The following is a 17,880-nucleotide window of genomic DNA, read 5'->3' on the forward strand; positions in this document are numbered from 1 at the left end:
TCCGTGCCCCGGTGTCGATCCCGGCGTCGGTCCCCGCCGGGATCGACACCGGGGCACGGAGGGGTGGTTCAGCGGACGGTGGAGAGGCTGAGCGCGAAGTCCCCGGCCGGGTCGGTCCACCAGTGGGTGAGGGTGAACCCGGCGGCGTCCAACTCCGCGGTGAGTCCGTCGCGGCGGAACTTGGCGGAGATCTCGGTGCGCATCTCCTCCCCCGCCGCGAAGTCGACCTCCAGGTCGAGGTCGGCCACACGGACCCGTTGGTGGGAGCGGGCGCGCAACCGCATCTCGATCCATTCCCGCTCGGGGTCCCAGACGGCGACGTGGTCGAAGGCCCCCGGGTCGAAGTCGCCGCCCAGGCGCTGGTTGATCACGGTGAGGACGTTGCGGTCGAAGGCGGCGGTGACACCCTGGGCGTCGTCGTAGGCGGCGACCAGACGTTCGGGGTCCTTGACAAGGTCGGCGCCGAGCAGAAGCGTGTCACCGGGGTCGAGCGCCGCGTGAACGGCGCGCAGGAACACCCCCCGCGCGGCGGGGGCCTGGTTGCCGATGGTGGAGCCCAGGACGGCGAGCATCTCGCGGCCGTCGTGTTCGTTCACCGGGAGCAACCCGAGGTGGTGTTCGAAGTCGCCGACCACGGCGTGCACGTCCAGGCCGGGATGGTCGTCGGCGACCCGGCGCGCGGAGGCGGCGAGGAAGTCGCCGCTGACGTCCACGGGGACGAAGCGTTTCAGGGTGCCGTGACGGCCCAGGGCGTCGAGCAGCAACCGGGTCTTGACCCCGGATCCGGATCCGAGCTCGATGAGGGCCACCGCGTCGGCGGCGCGGGCGATCTCGTCGGAGCGCTCCTCGAGGATGGCGCGCTCGGTTCGGGTCGGGTAGTACTCGGGCAGCCCGGTGATCTCCTCGAACAGGGAACTGCCGTGTTCGTCGTAGAACCACTTGGGCGGGAGCCGTTTGGGCCGGGCGGTGAGGCCTTCGGCGACGTCGGCGCGCAGGGACTTGTGCAGTTCGTCGGCGGTGAGGTTGCGGTCGATCCGGAACATGCTGCCTCCTGTGTCCGCCCGGGATCCGTCCGGGTCGGTCGGTGCTCGGGGTGCGGTCGGCGCCGTCGCTCAGCCGAGGGGCCGGATGTCGGTGTGCTCGGGGGTGGCGACCACCACCGAGTCGTCGGGGATCTCCCGCCAGCCGTGTCCGTCGTCGAAGGGTTCGGAGGCCAGGAAGACCTCGTCCCCCTCCCCCGGCCCGGCGGCCGGTCGGCGCAGGATGAACAGTGTGTCCCCGGCGGTGGTGCCGACGATCGTGGCGCCGTCGCCGGCCAGCAGGTTGTAGCGGCCTCGGGAGTGTCGCCGGGCCCGGCGCACCACGGCGGCCAGGGCGGAGGGCAGGTCTCCGGACGCACGCCACAGGCGCAGCGTGTGCGCGAACAGCGGGGCCGAGTCCACCGGGGCACGGGCGTCCAGCGCGCCCGGCGGCGGTGGCGAGCCGAGTGCGAGGGCGAGCGCCTCGTCGTCCTCGGCCGCACCGTTGTGGCTGAACAGCAGGTGGTCGGCGCGGAAGGGTTGGGCGCCGGACTCCTCGGAGCCGAAGCCGACGGTGGCGTCGCGCACGGCCGCGACCACGCATCCTGAGGTGAGGGCGCGGGCCGCGTCGGCGAAGGAGGCGTCGCCCCAGATCGGCATGGCCCTGCGGTAACGCAGGGGGGCCACCGGGGTGGCGGCGGTCTCCGAGCCGGTGCCCGGCGGGTACCACCCCACGCCGAACCCGTCGGCGTTGACGGTGCCGTACCGCTGACGGCGGGGCGCCCAGGACTGGACGTGCAACGAGTGGGGCGCCGCGTACAGCAGATCGTGCAGGGTACGCGGCGGCCCCAGGTAGGCGAGATGGCGGCACATCAGGGGCGGTCCGCGTCGCGCGCGCAGCGGAACCCGCTGAAGATCTGCCGTCGGATCGGGTGGTCCCAGTTACGGAAGGTGGACCGCACCGCGGTGGGGTGGGTGGCCCACGATCCCCCGCGCAGGACCTTGTAGCCGTCGTCGAAGAAGACCTCCGAGTACTCGCGGTAGGGGAAGGCGTGGAACCCCGGGTAGCCGTGGAAGGTGGTGGAGGTCCACTCCCACACGTCACCGATGAGCTGCTGGACCCCCAGCGGGGAGGCGCCTCCCGGATGGGTACCGACCGGATCGGGTGCGAGCCGACGCTGGCCGAGGTTGGCGTGGTGTGCCTCGGGTTCGGCGTCGCCCCAGGGAAAGCGGTGGGAACGCCCGGTGGCGGGGTCGTACCGCGCCGCCTTCTCCCATTCGGCCTCGGTGGGCAGGCGTTTGCCCGCCCATCGGGCGTAGGCCTCGGCCTCGTGGAAGCTCACGTGCTGGACGGGTTCGTCCGGTGGCACGACCTCCCGGCGACCGAAGCGGCGACGGGTCCAGTGGCCGTTCTCGGCGGACCAGAAGGCGGGCGCGACGGCCTTGCGCGCGCTCTTCCACTCCCACCCGGCCGTGCTCCACCAGCGGGGGTCCCGGTACCCGCCATCGTCGACGAACTCGCGGTAGGCGGCGTTGGTGACCGGGAAGGTGTCGATGAGGTAGGCGGGCAGGTCGACGGTGCGGCCGGGGCGTTCGTTGTCGAAGGACCAGGGGTCGTCGTCGGTGCCGAGGGTGAACGGGCCGGCCGGGACCGCCACCTCCGCGGGCACCGGCGGACCGGTGGTCTCGGGCGCGGGCGCCTCCTCCAACAGAACGGGTGCTCCCTGGCGCAACTGGTGGGTGGCGAGCATCGTCTCGTCGTGCATGTGCTCGTGCTGGATCACCATGTGGAAGACGAAGCCCGCGTCCAGGAGGGAACGCTCGGCCGGGCCACCCTGGGCAGGCACCGTGGGGCGCGCGGACAGGTCGGCGCCCTCCAACGTGTCGAGCACCTCCCGGCGCACCCGCGCGTTGTACGCACGCGCCTCGTCGGGGCGGAGCAGCGGGAGGGCGACCCGGTCGGCGCGCGCGTTCTCGAAGGCGTCGTAGAGCCCGTCGATGTCGGGGCGCAGCGCCGCGCGTCCGCCGGCGGCGCGCAGCAGCCACTGTTCCTCGTAGTTGCCGATGTGCGCCAGGTCCCAGACCAGGGGCGACATCAGGGGTGAGTGCTGGGCCAGCAGGTCGGACTCGTCGAGCGCCTCCAGGGTGAGTCCGATGCTGCGTCGGCGCCCGATGTCGAGTTCGGCGGCGATGCGTTCCTTGGCGCGTTCCTGTTCCAGGCTCACGACGGACCTCCACGGTGAGTGAGGGGCGCACGGGCGCCGGACGTCGGCTCGGCGGAGCGCGGCGCGGGCACCTGACCGGCGGTGTCGGCGGGGCACAGGCCGCGCCGCACGTAGTGGTCGGCGTACGCGTCGACGAGGGCGGCGAGTTCGGCCGAGCCTCCACGCGGCAGCGCCTCGATGGCGGCGTCGAAGCAGGTCCGCGCGCACGCGGCGAGCTCGGCGTCGTCGAGCCCCCGGCGGGCGGCGCGCAGCCACAGCTCGGAGGCGGGTGCGACGTCGCCGCACAACCGTGCGGTGGCCTCCTCCGCGACGGAGCGCGCCCGGGGGTCGTCGGTCAGGGCGGCGGCGAGCGCCACCGGGACCGGCCACCAACGATGGGGCAGGGCGTCGATCATGCGCAGTTCCCACCAGCCGCGGGGGCGGACGGGCGGGAACAGGGTGCTCAGGTGAAACTCCAGGTCGGCGAGGGTCAGGGGGCGCGGGCCCCGCCCGGCGATCCAGTCGGCCAGGGTGATTCCGGGGTCGGCGGTCCAGCGACCGCCTCCGCCGGGGACCTCGGGCACGGCCATCACGCGGGCCGCCAGGGCGTACTCGGCCCAGGCGGTGACCGGGTCCACCCCGGTGTCCGGTGCCAGGACCGGACGGGTCCGGGAGGCGTCGATGCCCGCCCAGATCGCCCACCGGGTGGACTTCCAACCGGTGGGGCGGCCGCGCCAGACCGCGGAGTTGGCGAAGGCCGCCACCAGCACGGGTCCCAGACGGTGCAGGAACTCCCAGCGCTCGCGCACGTCGGCGGCGTCCGCTCCGGTGTCCAGACACACCTGGATCGAGGCGGTGCTGCACATCATGGTGCGCCCGCCGACGTGACGGTGGTTGGTGAAGAAGCGCTCCATCGCCGTGTAACGCGGCAGGCGGAGCAGGCGTACGGGCGCTCGCACGGGGTCGAGCCCGGTCTCGGCCAGGTGCAGGCCGGCGTCCGCGAGGGTCTTGCCGATGTGCCGCAGGTCCGCGGCGAGGGCTTCGTGGGCCTGGGCGGGCCCCGGCAGGACCACCGAGCTGAGCTCGATCTGGCCGCCGGGTTCGAAGGTGATCCGGCTTCCCGCGGGCGGAGGACCACAGTCCTCCATGAGCTCCGCGAGGCGGTCGATGGTGACGCGTGCGTGCGGTCGGTCCGGGTCGGTGACGAGCCATTCGGTCTCGATGCCGACTTTTCCCGGGGGGCCGGTCTTGAAGCAGACCCCGTTGATGTACTCGTGAACGTCTTCCGTGGTCATGTGGGCCATGAGTGGACTCCCTCGGAGTGGCGCCTCCCAGGTCCTGCCCCGCGGCTCACACGGACGAACGTGTGCGATCACCCCAAATCCTTCACACGCGCGCGAGGGTGGACCGAGCCGTTGGGCCGAGGCCGCAGCGACACGCCCTCGGCCACAGGGTTCACGCCGGGACACGGTGGAATCGGTCCCTCACCGAGAGCGTATGTGATGACCGTCACAGATTGAGAAAGTCCCGCACCTTCTCCTCGATCACAGAGCGTTCATGCTGGTCAAGGCGGATATCGAACACCTCACGCAACACTGTTCCCAGCTCGCCCACCGGCAGCTCCCGCACCTCGCGCTCCGGTCCGGCCCCGGAGGCGTGCCGACGGTCCGCGCCGACGCGTTCGACCGTGAGCGTGGCGTTGGTGAGGGTGTACCGCGTCGAGCCGAGGGTCCGGGCGACCATGAGCCGGTGGCGGAACGGTGAGCGGGGGTGGGTGGTGAGGTAGTGGCTGCAGATGGCGTAGTCCTGCGGCAGGGCCCCGGCCGTGGTGAAGGAGTACAGGTTGCGCCACTCCGTACCGTCGAACGACCGGAGCAACCACTCCTCGTCCCCCACCTCGGCGACGCGGTCCAGACGCAGGTCCCATCCGCCCTGGGAGGTCTGGTGACCGTCGACGAGGGGGAACGGCTCCAGCAGGCCACCGCCTCCGAACCCGACGTCCATCAGCCAGGCGGCGCCGTCCGATACGACCCGCAGCAGGGCGTGGGTGGCGGGACGTGGACGGCCGTCGCCGCCCAGGAGCACACGGGCCGAGAACGCGGTGGGCGCGCACCCGAGCCGATCGAGGACCGCGGCCAGGAGGAGGTTCTGTTCGTAGCAGTAACCGCCCCGGTGGCTCCGGACCATCGTGTCCGTCAGCGAGGGGACGTCCAGCGCGACGGGGCGATCCAGCAGGAGCCGGAGGTTCTCGAAGGGGATCGCCGCGAGGTGGGCGCGGTGCAGGGCCGTCAGACCGGCCACGGTGGGCGGCGGCGCCTCGGCCAGGCCCACGCGCTCCAGGTAGGCGTCCAGATCCAGGTCCGGGCCGTGCCAGAAGTCGCGGTGGGTGAACACGCGACCGGGCGGTGGGGCGGTGCCGGGACCATCAGCCGGATCGCGTTCGTCGGAAGGCTCCGAGATCGTCATGCCCGTGCCAACGGTGAGCGGGGGGTGGGTGTTCCGCCCCGTCGGGCGGCACCGCGGCCGCGACCGGTCGGGGCTCCGAGCCGGCGGCGACGCGGGGTGGACACGTCCACGCTCAGGGCGCGCGCCGATCGCGCGACACGCGCCCACGGGCCTCGTCCTTCGGCCGTCTCCTCAGGGGTGCGCCGGGTCCGCCGAGGGCAGGCGGCCGGACTCGTCGGCCGCGGCCCAGTGGCACGCCACGCGACGTTCGGCCCCGCCACTGAGGACGGCGGGGTCCACACTCACGCACCGGTCCGCCACACCCGCCCGTTCGGCCTCACCCGAGGCCAGCACCGGGCAGCGAGGGTGGAAACGGCACCCCGGGGGCACCTGTTTGGGGTCCGGCGGCTCGCCACCGAGCACCACGGGCCCCTCCTCCACACCGGAGTCGGGCAGCACCGACAACAGGGCCCGCGTGTACGGATGGGCGGGCGCGGAGAGCACCTCCTCCACTGTGCCCAGCTCCACCACACGGCCCAGGTACATCACCGCCACACGGTCGGCGATGTTCCAGGCCAGGCCGAGGTCGTGCGTGGCCACCAGGGCGGACAGGCCCAGCTGGTCGCGCAGTTCCAGCATCAGGCGCAGGATCTCCCCGCGCACGGAGGCGTCCAGGGACGCGACGGGTTCGTCGGCCACCAGCACCTCGGGGTCCAGCACCAGGGCGCCGGCGATCACCACACGCTGACGCTGCCCGCCGGACAGCTCGTGCGGATAACGGGCCAGGAAACGCTCGGGCGGACGCAGCCCCGCCCGGGACAGCGCACGCTCCACCCGTTCCAGTTCGTCGACGGTGGTGCCCTCGTGGACGCGCAACCCCTCCACCACCGACTCGTAGACGGTCCGTCGCGGGTTGAGCGAACCCATGGGGTCCTGCTGGACGAGTTGCACCCGACGTCGGTAGGCGCGCAGGTCGCGGGAGCGGTAGCTCAGCGGCGCGCCCTCGAAGAGGACCCGGCCCGCGGTGGGCCGTTCCAGGCCGAGCAGGGTGCGGGCGAGGGTGGTCTTGCCGCAGCCGGACTCACCGACCAGGGCCACGATCTCCCCGGGGGCGACGTCCAGGTGCACGCCGTCCACGGCGCGGGCGGTGCCCCGGCCACCGCCGGGCGCGAACCCGGCGGAGAAGGCCACCTCCACGGACTCGGCACGCAGGAACGGCGTCTCGGGGTCGGCCGAGGGCGGTCGGGGTTCGGTGTCGGCGCTCAACGGCTCGTCTCCTCTGTACTGATCTCCCCTGCCCCGCCGGCCCCGCCCGCCACGCCGGGACCCACGTGCACGCAGGCGGCGCGCCGATCGGACCGGCCGTCGTTCTCCGGGTGGACCGGCCACAGGGGCGGGTCGACGGTGGCGCACACCGATGCGGCCACGGCGCAGCGTGGCCGGAACACACATCCCGACGGCGGGTCGGCCGGGTCCGGTGGATCGCCGGGCAGGCCCCGGGGGGCCAGACGCGACGCCGGGTCGCCGATCTTGGGGAAGGCGGCGCTGAGCGCGCTCGCGTACGGGTGGGCGGGACGGTGCACGACGTCCCGGGCGGGCCCCTCCTCCACGATCCGGCCGGCGTACATGACCGCGACCCGATCGCAGGTGGCGGCCAGCACGGACAGGTCGTGGCTGATCATGAGCATGCCGATACCGGTCTCCTCCACCAGCCCCCGCAGCAGCGCGAGGATCTGCGCCTGGATCATGACGTCCAGGGCGGTGGTGGCCTCGTCGGCGATGATCAGGCGCGGCTCGCAGGCCAGCGCCATCGCGATCATCACCCGTTGGCGCTGTCCCCCGGACAACTGGTGGGGATGGTCACGGGACCGGGAGGCCGGCAGGCCCACCTGTTCGAGGAGTTCGGCCACGCGCGAGGCGACCTGGTTCGGCCGCACGGTTCCGTGCAGGATCAGGGGTTCGGCGATCTGATCGCCGATCCGCTGGACCGGGTTGAGGGAGTGCATGGCCCCTTGGAAGACCACCGAGGCGCCCACCCAGCGCACGGCCCGCAGGCGCCCCCACTTCATCCCGAGGACGTCCTCGCCCTCCAGCAGGATGTGTCCGGTGACGCGGGCGGTGGCGGGCAACAGGCGCAGCAGGGCCAGGGCGACGGTGGACTTCCCACTGCCGGACTCCCCCGCCACACCGAGGGTGTCGCCGGGGTCCAGGGCCAGGTCGAGGCCGCGCACGGCGGGCACGTCACCACCGCTCCCGGCGTAGGTGACGTGCAGGTCCCGGACGTCGAGCAGGCCGCTCACCCGGATCCTCCCCTCAGTCGTGGGTTCATGACGGACTCGAAGGCCCGACCGCACAGGGTGAAGGACAGCGCGACCACCGCGATGGCCAGACCGGGCGGGACGATGTACCACCAGATGCCGGCGCTGATCGCGCCGGAGGTGCGGGCCGCCTGGAGGATGCCGCCCCAGGAGATGGTGGTGGGGTCGCCCATGCCGAGGAAGGCGAGCGTGGACTCGGCGATGATCGACGTGGCGACCAACAGCGTGGTCTGGGCGAGCACCACCGGCATCACGTTCGGCAGGACGTGCCAGCCCATCACGTGGGCGTGACCGCCGCCGAGGGCCCGGGCGCGCTCCACGAAGGGGCGCGCCTCCACCGCGAGTGTCTGGGCGCGCACGAGCCGGGCGGTGGGCGGCCACACGGTGAGCCCGATGGCGAGGATGATGGTGCCGGTGCCGCGCGGCAGCACTGCGGCCAGGGCCACCGCCAGGACCAGGGTGGGCAGCACCAGGAACCAGTCGGTGACGCGCATGATGACCGAGGAGACGAGACGGCCCGCCAACCCGCCGGAGGACCCGAAGTGTCCGGCGGTGATGCCGGCCAGGGTCCCCAGGGTCACCGAGACGAACGTGGCCAGGAGTCCGACCGTCAGGGAGACCCGGGCTCCCCAGATGATGAGGTCCAGCACCGAACGGCCGAAGTTGTCGGTGCCCAGGGGGAACTCCGCGCTGGGCGGTTCGAGGCTGCCACCGGGCGCGCCGGTGACGGTCAGGTGGGCCGGGTCGATGAACAGCGGCGCGGTCAGGGCCAGCACGCCGATGGTGAGCAGCGAGGCCAGGCCGAACATGCCGGCCCGGTTGCGCGCGTACGCGCGGGCGAAGCGGCCCAGGGCCTCCCTGCGACGTGCGCGCGCCAGGGCGCGGGGCGAGCGCACCACGTCGTCCGTGGTCGGGGTGTCGGTGGGTCCGGTGGGCGCGCTCATGGGCGGACCCGGGGATCGAGCAGCGGGTACACCAGGTCGGCCAGGAGGTTCATGAGGATCACCGAGGCCGCGAAGACCACGAACAGGCCCTGGACGAGGCCCAGGTCGGGGACTTGCAGGCCGGAGTAGAAGAGCTGGCCGAGGCCGGGCCAGGAGAAGACCGTCTCCACCAGGATCACGCCGGACACGACCTGTCCGAGGTTGAGGAAGATGAGGGTCACGGTGGGCAAGAGGGCGTTGGGAACGGCGTGCCTGCGCCGGACGAGCGCGTCGCGCAGTCCCTTGGCCCGCGCCGTGGTCAGGTAGTCCGCCCCCTTCTCGTCCATGAGCGAGGAGCGCATGATCATCAGGTACTGGGCGTAGATGACCGCGACCATCGTGGTGACCGGCAGCACCATGTGCTGCGCGGTGCTCAACGCCCGCTCCAGCGGTCCGCTCAGGCCGGGGTCGACCATGCCGCCCGTCGGGAAAAGTCCGGGCATGAACCCGCGCCCGGAGGCCAACAGCACGATGAGCAGGAGACCGAGCCAGAACGTGGGCACCGACCAGAAGAACAGGGCGACGGCGGTGTTGGTCCGATCGCCGCGTCCGCCCGGCCGCCATCCGGCGCGCGCCCCGAGGAACAGACCGAGCAGGGCGGCGATGACCGTGCCGGTGCCGGCGAGCAGGATCGTGGGCCCCAGGCGTTCCAGGATGAGGTCGACGACCGGTTCGCGGTACTGGAAGGAGATGCCCAGGTCGAACCGGAGCAGCCCTTCGGCGTAGTCGAGGAACTGCCGCCACAGGGGCTGGTCGAGGCCGAACTGACGGCGCAGCTCCTCACGCTGCTCCGCGGTGACCTCGCGTCCCTCGGTCATGGCGCGGACGGGGTCGCCGGGCAGGATCCGGAAGAGGAAGAACCCGGCGACGATCACGGCGAACAGGGACACGGCCGCGGTCAGCAGGCGACCGCACACGTAGGTGACCACCCGCCACGCCCGGTTCCCCGTTCCCGGGGCCGCCGGGGCGGGAACGTCGTCCGTTCCCGCCCCGGTCGGCCCGTCCGCCTCGGTGGGCGTGGTCGTCACTCGCGGTCCTCCACGGTGGAACGGTTGCGGAAGAAGAGGAAGGCCCCGCCGGCCACCAACACGAGGACCACGACGCCGATGCCGATGGCCACGCCGGTGGAGAGTCCGCCGTTGACGTCGGAGGAACCGTCCGCGGGTGTGGCCGACCACCAGGCCCAGTACCCGTCCTGGCCCCAGATGTTGCCGCCCTCGGTCGGCTCCAGCTGGAGGCTCTCGACGTGGTCGGTCCGGTAGGCCTCCATGATGTTCGGGTAGGTCAGGACGTTGACCACGGCCTCCCGGTACAGGACCTCCTGCAGCCGGTGGATGATCTCGGCGCGCGCCTCCCGGTCGTACTCGCCCAGCTGCTCCTGGTAGAGCTCGTCGTACTCCTCGTCGCAGAAGTAGGCGTCGCCCTGCATGGTGCCCGGTTCGGTGGGCAGCGCGTCGCAGGTGTGGATGCTGAACACGTAGTCGGGGTCGGGGTTGACCGTCCATCCGGTGAAGATGAGGTCGTATTCGGCGTCGTACAGAGCGTCGCTGAGGATGCCCGGGTCGACGGTCCGGTTGTCGATCTCGATGCCGACGTCGGCGAGACGCTCGGCGATGACCAGTCCGGCCTGGACGTTGTCCGGACGGTCGGCGTGGACGTGCATGCGCAGTTCGAGGCGGTCGCCGTCGGGCGAGACGCGCACACCGTCGTCGCCCCGGTCGTAGCCGGCCTCGTCGAGCATCGCGTTGGCGGCCTCGGGGTCGAAGTCGAGGATGGCCTCGTCGCCCTCGGGCGCCCAGTGGAAGTCGGCGTAGCGCGGGGGAAGGTAGCCGCCCGCGGCGACCGCCTGCCCGTTGGCGCCCTGCTGCACGATCTCCTCGTTGTCGATGGCCTTGACGATGGCCTGGCGCACGGTCAGGTCCTGGAGCGCGGGGTGGCCGTCGCCGAACTCCTCGCCGTCCTGGGTCTCGGCGCCGGGGTTGATGGTGAAGGCCTGGAAGCGTTTGCCGTCGGCGATGTTGACGGCGATGTCGTCCACCGTCTCCAGGGAGGTGGCCTGGGCGTCGGTGAGCTCGTAGACGAAGGAGACCTCACCGCTCCGGAGCGCCTCGACCGCGGCGTCCTTCTCGGAGTAGTAGCGGAAGTACAGTTCGTCGAAGCCGGGGGCGCCCCGCCAGTGGTCGGGGTTGGCCTCCAGACGGATGTGCTCGCCGCGGGAGTGCTCGGTGAGGACGAAGGGGCCGCTGCCGACGGTGGGGAGGTCGTCGCCGACGTAGTCGGAGAAGTCCTCGCCCTCGGCCTCCAGGATCGGCTCCCAGACGTGGCGGGGCACGATCGGGACGTTGAGCGCCGTCATGGTGGCCTGGGGTTCGTCGAGTTCGATGACGACGGTGCGGTCGTCCTCGGCGGTGACCTCCTCGAAGGCCGAGACGTAGTTGCCGGAGGCGATGGCCGCGGCGTCGTTCTCCATGATGGTGGTGAAGGTCCAGGCGACGTCGTCGGCGGTCAGCTGCTCGCCGTCGCTGAAGGTGGCGTCGTCACGGAGATGGAAGGTCCAGGTCAGACCGTCGTCGGAGGTGTCCCAGCTCTCGGCGAGGGAGGCCGCGGGCTCGTTCGTGTCCGGGTCGACCGTCACGAGGCGGTCGTAGACGTGTCTGAGGATGTTGGTGGTCACCGCGAGCTGGGCGGTGAAGGGGTTGAAGGAGTCCACCTGCTGGGCGATGGCCACGGTGAGGGTGGTGCCGTCGGTGCCGTCGGTCTCGTCGGCCGCCGCGGGTACCGCGGACAGACCGCCGATGAGGAGCAGGGCGCCCGTGGAGGCCGCCGCCCGTCGCAGAAGGGTGCCGGTGGGAGGATGGTGCTGCGCCATGACGGCCCCTGTCGGTTGATCGTGGGGTGGTGGGCTGGCCACCTGGGGGTGGTTGGTTGTCTACCAACTGGTCACGATGAGCGTCAATGACCTTCGAGGTGAGGCGTCATATCGCAACACATTCGACTCCTACACCGGTGACGGAGGTATTTCCCGGGAATGAAGAGTCGAAAGTGCCGTGACCTGCCCGACCGAAACCGGACGCCGATTCGCGGCGAATGAAGGACTCCGCTACGGTTCCCGCCATGATGGGGCACTCTCACGCACTCAGCGGCGTGGTCGGTTGGATGGCGGTCGTTCCGCTGGTCCAGGGCAGGGAATTCCTCGGACTCAGCTTCGAGCTGGGTCCGGGAGAGATCGTCGCCGGTTCCCTGGTGTGCGCGGGAGCCGCCCTCCTGCCGGACCTGGACCACAAGAGCGCGACGGTGACCAAGACCTACGGGAAGGTCACCGAGATCCTCAGTGACATTATGAGCTGGGCCTTCGGTGGTCACCGGATGGGGACGCACTCGTTCTTCTTCGCCGCCCTGATGGGTGTGCTCGTCACCCTCCTGGCGCTGTGGTCGGAACTCGCGGTGCAGGTCTTCGTGTTCCTGCTCATCGGTATCGCGCTCCAGGGTCTGGGTTTCGGTCTGGACAAGAACCGGACCGCGTCGGGGATCATCAACGCCTTGGGCACGGCCGCGATCACCCTCGGGTTGTACGCCGCCGGGCTGAACTACACCTGGCTGGGCCTGGCGGTCGCCTTCGGTGTGATCCTGCACTTCTTCGGCGACATGGTCACCAAGATGGGCGTACCGGTCTTCTGGCCCTTCTGGAAGAAGCGCATCGGCCAGGGTCGTGGTTTCGCCACCGACGGTCCCGTCGAGAAGAAGGTGGTCACCCCGTTGCTCACGGTCGGGATCATCGTCGGATCGATCTACCTCTTCGACTGGCCCACCATCCTTCCCCAGCACTGAGCCCGACCCGAGGTCCCGGGACGGAGCGCCTCGCGTCCCCGCCCCGTCCGCGCGCCGGTCCCGCTCGCGGAATCGCGCCGGGACGGACGCGGCGGTGCGGCCCCGCCGACCGCGTGAGCGCGGAACACCGGCACGGGACGTGCGCCCCGGTCGGGTTCCTGGCCCGGAAGGGACGGGGCTTCTAGGCTGGCGGACGTGACTCGAACCACTGAAGGCCTCAGCCCGGAACTGCACGACTACATCGTCGCCCACAGCGAACCGGTCGACCCCGTCCTCGCCGACCTGGCCGAGGAGACGGCGCGGCTCTTCCCCGACCACAAGGGCATGCAGATCGGCCCCGAGCAGGGGGCGTTCACCACGCTGCTCACCCGGCTGTCCGGGGCGCGCGACGTGGTGGAGATCGGCACCTTCACCGGATACTCCTCGATCTGTTTCGCGCGCGGGCTGCCCGAGGACGGGACGCTCTTGGCGCTGGACATCAGCGAGGAGTGGACCTCGGTGGCCCGCCGCTACTGGGAGCGCGACGGGGTCGCCGGGAAGATCGACCTGCGGATCGGTCCGGCCCTGGACTCGTTGCGGGCCCTGCCCGAGGACACCCGGTTCGACCTGGCGTTCCTGGACGCGGACAAGACCGGCTACGTCGACTACTGGGAGGAACTGGTCCCGCGGATCCGCCCCGGCGGTCTGCTCCTGGCCGACAACACCCTCTCCCACGGACGGGTGGTCGATCCCGCGCAGACCGCGCCCCACGTGCAGGGCATCCGTGACTTCAACGACCGTGTCGCCGCCGACGACCGGGTCTCGCAGGTCCTGCTGCCGATCGGCGACGGCCTCACACTGGCCCGCCGGAACTGACACCCGCCGGCGGTCCGGTCCCGGTTCGTCGACGGGGTCGCCGGCTTTCCCGGGCGCGGGCCCCGGCGACTTCGGTAATGTCCAGTCCCATGCGTCTGCTGCACACATCGGACTGGCACCTGGGTCGCTCCTTCCACCGGGAGAACCTCATCGACGCCCAGGCCGCGTTCCTGGACCACCTCGTCGACACCATCCACGCCGAACGGATCGACGTGGTCCTGGTCTCCGGGGACCTCTACGACCGTGCCCTGCCCCCGGTGGACGCCGTCCGACTGTTCGACCGGGCACTGGGCCGGATCCGTGCGACCGGCGCACGTGCGGTGCTCATCAGCGGCAACCACGACTCCATGGCCCGCATGGCCTTCGCGACGGACCTCATCGACGCCGCCGGAGTGCACCTGCGCAGCTCGTTGGACGGGGTGGGCACGCCGGTGGTGGTCGACGACGAACACGGCCCCGTCGCCGTCTACGGCGTTCCCTACCTGGAGCCGGAGATCGCCCGCCACCACTGGGACCTGTCCGAGCGCGGGCATTCCGCGGTGGTCGGGCACGCCATGGACCTGGTCCGCAAGGATCTGGCCGAACGGCCCGGCACCCGTTCGGTGGTGCTCTCGCACGCGTTCGTCACCGGCGGCGAGGGCTCCGACAGCGAACGGGACATCTCCGTGGGCGGCGCCTCGCACGTCCCCGCCTCGATCTACGACGGTGTGGACTACGTCGCCCTGGGCCACCTGCACGGTCGCCAGACCATCACCCCCACGGTGCGCTACCCGGGCAGCCCGCTCGCCTACTCCTTCTCCGAGGAGCACCACCGCAAGGGCTGCTGGGTCGTGGAGCTGGACGCGGCGGGGTTCGCCGGGGCCGAGTTCGTGGACGCGCCGGTACCGCGCCCCCTGGCCCGGATCCGCGGTCGCATCGACGCCCTGCTCTCGGGGGCCGAGTGGGAGCGCTACACCGACCACTGGCTCCAGATCACCCTCACCGACCCCCGTCGGCCCGCCCGGCCCATGGAGCGGCTGCGCGAACGGTTCCCGCACGCCCTGCTCCTGGAGTTCGCCCCGGAGGGCGGTGCCCCGGAACGCCGACCCGTCACCGGGGCGGTCGCCCAACGCCCCGAACGCGACGTGGTCGCCGACTTCGTCGAGTGGGCGCGCGGGGCGCCGCCCACCTCGGACGAGCGGGCACTCGTGGACCGGGCCGTCGAGGAGATCCGTCTCCAGGAAGGGATCCGCTGATGCGCCTGCACACCCTCTCCATGACCGCCTTCGGCCCCTTCGCCGGGACCGAGACGGTGGACTTCGACCGGCTCGGTCAGGGCGGGCTCTTCCTCATCCACGGACCCACGGGAGCGGGCAAGACCTCCGTGCTGGACGCGGTCTGCTTCGCGTTGTACGGCAGTGTCCCCGGGGCCCGCAGCAAGGACCGCTCCCCCAGGAGCGACCACGCGCCACCGGACCTGGAGCCTGAGGTGACGCTGGAGTTCACCGTCCAGGGCCGCCGGGTGCGGGTGACGCGCAGGCCGCGGTGGGAGCGGCCCAAGAAGCGCGGCACCGGCACGGTCACCCAGAACCAGAAGGTGGTCGTCACCGAACGGATCGACGGCTCCTGGCAGGGCGTGACCACCCGTCCGGACGAGGCCGGGCAGTTCGTGGGCGACCTCGTGGGTCTGACCCTGACCCAGTTCTGCCAGATCGTCATGCTGCCCCAGGGCGACTTCGCGCAGTTCCTGCGGGCCAAGTCCGATGACCGTCGCAAGTCCCTGGAACGGATTTTCAACACCCGGGTCTTCCGCGACGTGGAGGAGTGGCTGGGCGGGCACACCCGCCGCCTCGAACGCGAGGTGCGTTCGGCGGAGGAGCGCGTGCGCGAGGTCACCGGCCGGATCGCCGAGGTGGCGGGCGGCACGGCGCCGACGGACCCCGACCCCACCGACCTGCGGGCCTGGGCCGCCGAGCTGACCGTGGTCACCGCCGCGACCGCCCGTGACGCCGACGCCCTCTCCGGTGCGTCCACCCACGACCGGGACCGGGCCCGACGGGCGCTGGAGGAGGCCCGCGCGCTGCGCGAACGGCGGACCCGCCTGGACGAGACCCGGGAGAGCGTCGCCCGGTTGGCGGAGCATCGTCCCTGGCGGGACCGGTCCGAGGAACACCTGGCCGCGGCCGAGCGCACCGACGCGGTGCTGCCCTTCCTGCGGGCCCGGGACCAACGACGCACCGAGTCGGACAAGGCCGAACTGGCCGTCACCGACCGGTTGTCCCTGGTGGGCGGACTCCCGGACCTGGACGTGCCCGCGCCGGCGGGGGTGGAGGGGCTGCGCGTCGCCGAGCGGGGGCGCCTCGACGAGCTCGCCCGCCTGGACCTGCTCCGCGAGGACGCCGAACGTCGGCGCACGCTCCATCGGGATGTGGCCGAACTGGACCGGCGGATCGCGGGGGTCCGCGCCGAGTCCGAGCGGGCGCGTGGGCGTACCGAGACGCTGCCGGCCCGTGTGGCCACGGTCGAGCGGGAGCTGGAGCAGGTGCGCGAGCGCGCCGGGCTGGTGGAGGCCGCCCAGGACGCGCTGACGCTGGCGGAGAAACGGCGACGGGCCGCCGTGGAGCACGAGCGGCTCACGGCCGAGGTGGAGCGGGCGGAGGAGTCGCGGCGCGCCGCCGTGGACGCCGCGCAACGGGCCCGCGACCACGCACAGGATCTTCGGGAACGCCGGATCCGGCAGATGGCGGCCGAGCTCGCGGCCGACCTGGCCGACGGTGCGGCGTGCGCGGTGTGCGGGTCGACCGATCACCCCTCCCCCGCCGTGCCCAACGAGGAGGGTCTGGTCTCGGCGGAACAGGAGAGGGCGGCCCAGGGCGCCGCCGACCGTACGGCCACGGAGCGTTCGGCGGCCGAGAGCATGGTGGTCCGGTTGCGCGGGCGTCAGGAGACCGAGGCCCGGGTCGCCGAGGAGCGCACCGTGGCCGGGGCCGACACGGAGGTCCAGGCCGAGCGGGCGCGTCTGGCCGAGGCCCGGGCCGCCGCGGGTGAGCGCACGCGCCTGGAGCAGGAGCTGCACCAGCTCCGCGAGGAACTGCGCCACGCCGAGGAGCGGGTCGGCGTCCTGGGCCGGCAGGAGGGCGAGCTCCTCGCCCGCCACGAGAGCACGTCGACCGAGCACCGTCGTCTCACGGCGGTGGTGGACCGGGCCCGTGGTGAGGACGCGGGGCTCGCCGAACGCATCGCCCGACTGACGGGTGAGGCGGATCTGCTGCGCGGCACCGTCGAGGCGATGGACGTGCGGGACCGGGCCGTCGAGGAACTGCGCGCGGCGGCGGCCGAGGCCGAGGAGGCGCGCGCCGAAGCGGGGTTCGCGGACGAGGCGGCGGTCCTGGCGGCCGCCCTGGACGAGCGGGAACGCCGGGAGTCGCGTCGGCGCACACGGGACTTCGACGACCAGTGGGCGGCCGCCCAGGCCCGCCTGTCCGACCCCGAGTTGGTGGCGGCGGGAGAGCAGGATCCTCCGGACCTGATCGCGGCGGAGGCCGCGGCGGCCGCCGCGGAGCGGGTCGCCGAACGTGCGCTGACCTGGCGGGCCGCGCTCGCCGACCGGGCCCGTCGGTTGGCCGACCTGCGCGCGGAACTGGACACGCGCATGGCCGGCTCCGAACCCGTCCTGCGCCGGTACGCCATCGCCCAGGGGATGAGCACCCTGACCGCCGGGACGTCCCCGGACAACACCGACAGCGTGCGGCTGTCCGCCTACGTGTTGGCGGCCCGCCTGGAGCAGGTCGTGGCGGCCGCCAACGACCGGTTGTCGACCATGTCGGACGGCCGCTACGAGTTGCGGTACACGGTGGACAAGGCCGCCGGGGACGGGCGCGCGCGTTCCGCCGGCGGGCTGGGCATGCGCGTGGTGGACTCCTGGACCGGGGTGGAACGCGACCCCGCGACGCTGTCGGGCGGTGAGACCTTCTTCAGTTCCCTGGCCTTGGCCCTGGGACTGGGCGACGTGGCCACCGCCGAGGCCGGCGGCGCGGAGATCGACACCCTGTTCGTGGACGAGGGGTTCGGCACCCTGGACGAGGACACCCTGGAGGAGGTCCTGGACGTGTTGGACCGGTTGCGCGACGGTGGCCGGGCCGTGGGCGTGGTGAGCCACGTGGCGGACCTGCGCCAGCGGGTGACCACCCGGCTGACCGTGCGCAAGAGCTCGGCCGGCTCCCGCATCGAGCACCACGGCTGATCGCCC

Annotated in this window: 14 protein-coding genes; 4 read left to right on the forward strand and 10 right to left on the reverse strand. The window is 72.3% G+C overall.

Features of this window, described 5'->3' with window-relative positions; translation table 11 throughout:
• Window positions 1-68: 68 nt before the first annotated feature.
• The 10 genes from egtD to DSY14_RS02805 all read right to left on the reverse strand — a co-directional run bounded on the left by egtD (window position 69) and on the right by DSY14_RS02805 (window position 11,838).
• Complete coding sequence (gene egtD, locus DSY14_RS02760; RefSeq protein ID WP_211714821.1) at window positions 69-1,043, reverse strand: L-histidine N(alpha)-methyltransferase; 975 nt, start codon at window positions 1,041-1,043, stop codon at window positions 69-71.
• 69 nt (window positions 1,044-1,112) lie between these two features.
• Window positions 1,113-1,892 carry an ergothioneine biosynthesis protein EgtC gene (gene egtC, locus DSY14_RS02765; RefSeq protein ID WP_211714822.1) on the reverse strand — a complete coding sequence of 260 codons (780 nt, stop codon included), beginning with the start codon at window positions 1,890-1,892 and terminating at the stop codon, window positions 1,113-1,115.
• Window positions 1,892-3,244 (reverse strand): ergothioneine biosynthesis protein EgtB, encoded by a 1,353-nt coding sequence (egtB, locus tag DSY14_RS02770; RefSeq protein ID WP_211714823.1) that lies wholly within the window; start codon window positions 3,242-3,244, stop codon window positions 1,892-1,894. The genes egtC and egtB overlap by 1 nt, the downstream gene beginning before the upstream one ends.
• Window positions 3,241-4,527, reverse strand: coding sequence for an ergothioneine biosynthesis glutamate--cysteine ligase EgtA (gene egtA / locus DSY14_RS02775; protein ID WP_211714824.1), 1,287 nt, complete (start codon window positions 4,525-4,527; stop codon window positions 3,241-3,243). Before egtA ends, egtB begins: the two co-directional genes overlap by 4 nt.
• A 205-nt stretch (window positions 4,528-4,732) precedes the next feature.
• Window positions 4,733-5,689, reverse strand: coding sequence for an arylamine N-acetyltransferase (locus DSY14_RS02780; protein ID WP_211714825.1), 957 nt, complete (start codon window positions 5,687-5,689; stop codon window positions 4,733-4,735).
• Between the two features lie 171 nt (window positions 5,690-5,860).
• Window positions 5,861-6,934 carry an ABC transporter ATP-binding protein gene (locus tag DSY14_RS02785; RefSeq protein WP_211714826.1) on the reverse strand — a complete coding sequence of 358 codons (1,074 nt, stop codon included), beginning with the start codon at window positions 6,932-6,934 and terminating at the stop codon, window positions 5,861-5,863.
• Window positions 6,931-7,968: an ABC transporter ATP-binding protein gene (locus tag DSY14_RS02790; protein WP_211714827.1), complete on the reverse strand. Its 1,038-nt coding sequence runs from the start codon at window positions 7,966-7,968 to the stop codon at window positions 6,931-6,933. The genes DSY14_RS02785 and DSY14_RS02790 overlap by 4 nt, the downstream gene beginning before the upstream one ends.
• Window positions 7,965-8,930, reverse strand: coding sequence for an ABC transporter permease (locus DSY14_RS02795; protein WP_211714828.1), 966 nt, complete (start codon window positions 8,928-8,930; stop codon window positions 7,965-7,967). Before DSY14_RS02795 ends, DSY14_RS02790 begins: the two co-directional genes overlap by 4 nt.
• Window positions 8,927-9,997 (reverse strand): ABC transporter permease, encoded by a 1,071-nt coding sequence (locus tag DSY14_RS02800; RefSeq protein WP_211714829.1) that lies wholly within the window; start codon window positions 9,995-9,997, stop codon window positions 8,927-8,929. The genes DSY14_RS02795 and DSY14_RS02800 overlap by 4 nt, the downstream gene beginning before the upstream one ends.
• On the reverse strand, window positions 9,994-11,838 hold the full coding sequence (locus DSY14_RS02805; RefSeq protein WP_211714830.1) for an ABC transporter substrate-binding protein: 1,845 nt from the start codon (window positions 11,836-11,838) through the stop codon (window positions 9,994-9,996). The genes DSY14_RS02800 and DSY14_RS02805 overlap by 4 nt, the downstream gene beginning before the upstream one ends.
• A 245-nt stretch (window positions 11,839-12,083) precedes the next feature.
• On the opposite strand from DSY14_RS02805, the gene DSY14_RS02810 reads away from it, so the two are divergent.
• The 4 genes from DSY14_RS02810 (at window position 12,084) to DSY14_RS02825 (ending at window position 17,874) form a co-directional block, all read left to right on the forward strand.
• Window positions 12,084-12,797 carry a metal-dependent hydrolase gene (locus DSY14_RS02810; protein ID WP_211714831.1) on the forward strand — a complete coding sequence of 238 codons (714 nt, stop codon included), beginning with the start codon at window positions 12,084-12,086 and terminating at the stop codon, window positions 12,795-12,797.
• A 195-nt stretch (window positions 12,798-12,992) separates the two neighbouring features.
• Window positions 12,993-13,652: a class I SAM-dependent methyltransferase gene (locus DSY14_RS02815; protein WP_211714832.1), complete on the forward strand. Its 660-nt coding sequence runs from the start codon at window positions 12,993-12,995 to the stop codon at window positions 13,650-13,652.
• Between the two features lie 77 nt (window positions 13,653-13,729).
• A complete protein-coding gene (locus DSY14_RS02820) occupies window positions 13,730-14,887 on the forward strand; it encodes an exonuclease SbcCD subunit D (protein WP_211714833.1) in 1,158 nt (385 codons plus the stop codon).
• Window positions 14,887-17,874 carry an AAA family ATPase gene (locus DSY14_RS02825; protein WP_211714834.1) on the forward strand — a complete coding sequence of 996 codons (2,988 nt, stop codon included), beginning with the start codon at window positions 14,887-14,889 and terminating at the stop codon, window positions 17,872-17,874. The genes DSY14_RS02820 and DSY14_RS02825 overlap by 1 nt, the downstream gene beginning before the upstream one ends.
• Window positions 17,875-17,880 lie beyond the last annotated feature (6 nt).

Origin of the sequence: Nocardiopsis sp. MG754419, from assembly GCF_018207095.1 — a bacterium.
Lineage (GTDB): Bacteria > Actinomycetota > Actinomycetes > Streptosporangiales > Streptosporangiaceae > Nocardiopsis.

What these genes read in the sequence shown, in the direction of transcription:
- egtD (WP_211714821.1), bottom strand. Translation starts at nt 1,043, where the DNA reads ATGTTCCGGATCGACCGCAACCTCACCGCCGACGAACTGCACAAGTCC.
- DSY14_RS02780 (WP_211714825.1), bottom strand. Translation starts at nt 5,689, where the DNA reads ATGACGATCTCGGAGCCTTCCGACGAACGCGATCCGGCTGATGGTCCC.
- DSY14_RS02825 (WP_211714834.1), top strand. Translation starts at nt 14,887, where the DNA reads ATGCGCCTGCACACCCTCTCCATGACCGCCTTCGGCCCCTTCGCCGGG.
- DSY14_RS02820 (WP_211714833.1), top strand. Translation starts at nt 13,730, where the DNA reads ATGTCCAGTCCCATGCGTCTGCTGCACACATCGGACTGGCACCTGGGT.
- DSY14_RS02805 (WP_211714830.1), bottom strand. Translation starts at nt 11,838, where the DNA reads ATGGCGCAGCACCATCCTCCCACCGGCACCCTTCTGCGACGGGCGGCG.
- DSY14_RS02795 (WP_211714828.1), bottom strand. Translation starts at nt 8,930, where the DNA reads ATGAGCGCGCCCACCGGACCCACCGACACCCCGACCACGGACGACGTG.
- egtC (WP_211714822.1), bottom strand. Translation starts at nt 1,892, where the DNA reads ATGTGCCGCCATCTCGCCTACCTGGGGCCGCCGCGTACCCTGCACGAT.
- DSY14_RS02810 (WP_211714831.1), top strand. Translation starts at nt 12,084, where the DNA reads ATGATGGGGCACTCTCACGCACTCAGCGGCGTGGTCGGTTGGATGGCG.
- egtA (WP_211714824.1), bottom strand. Translation starts at nt 4,527, where the DNA reads ATGGCCCACATGACCACGGAAGACGTTCACGAGTACATCAACGGGGTC.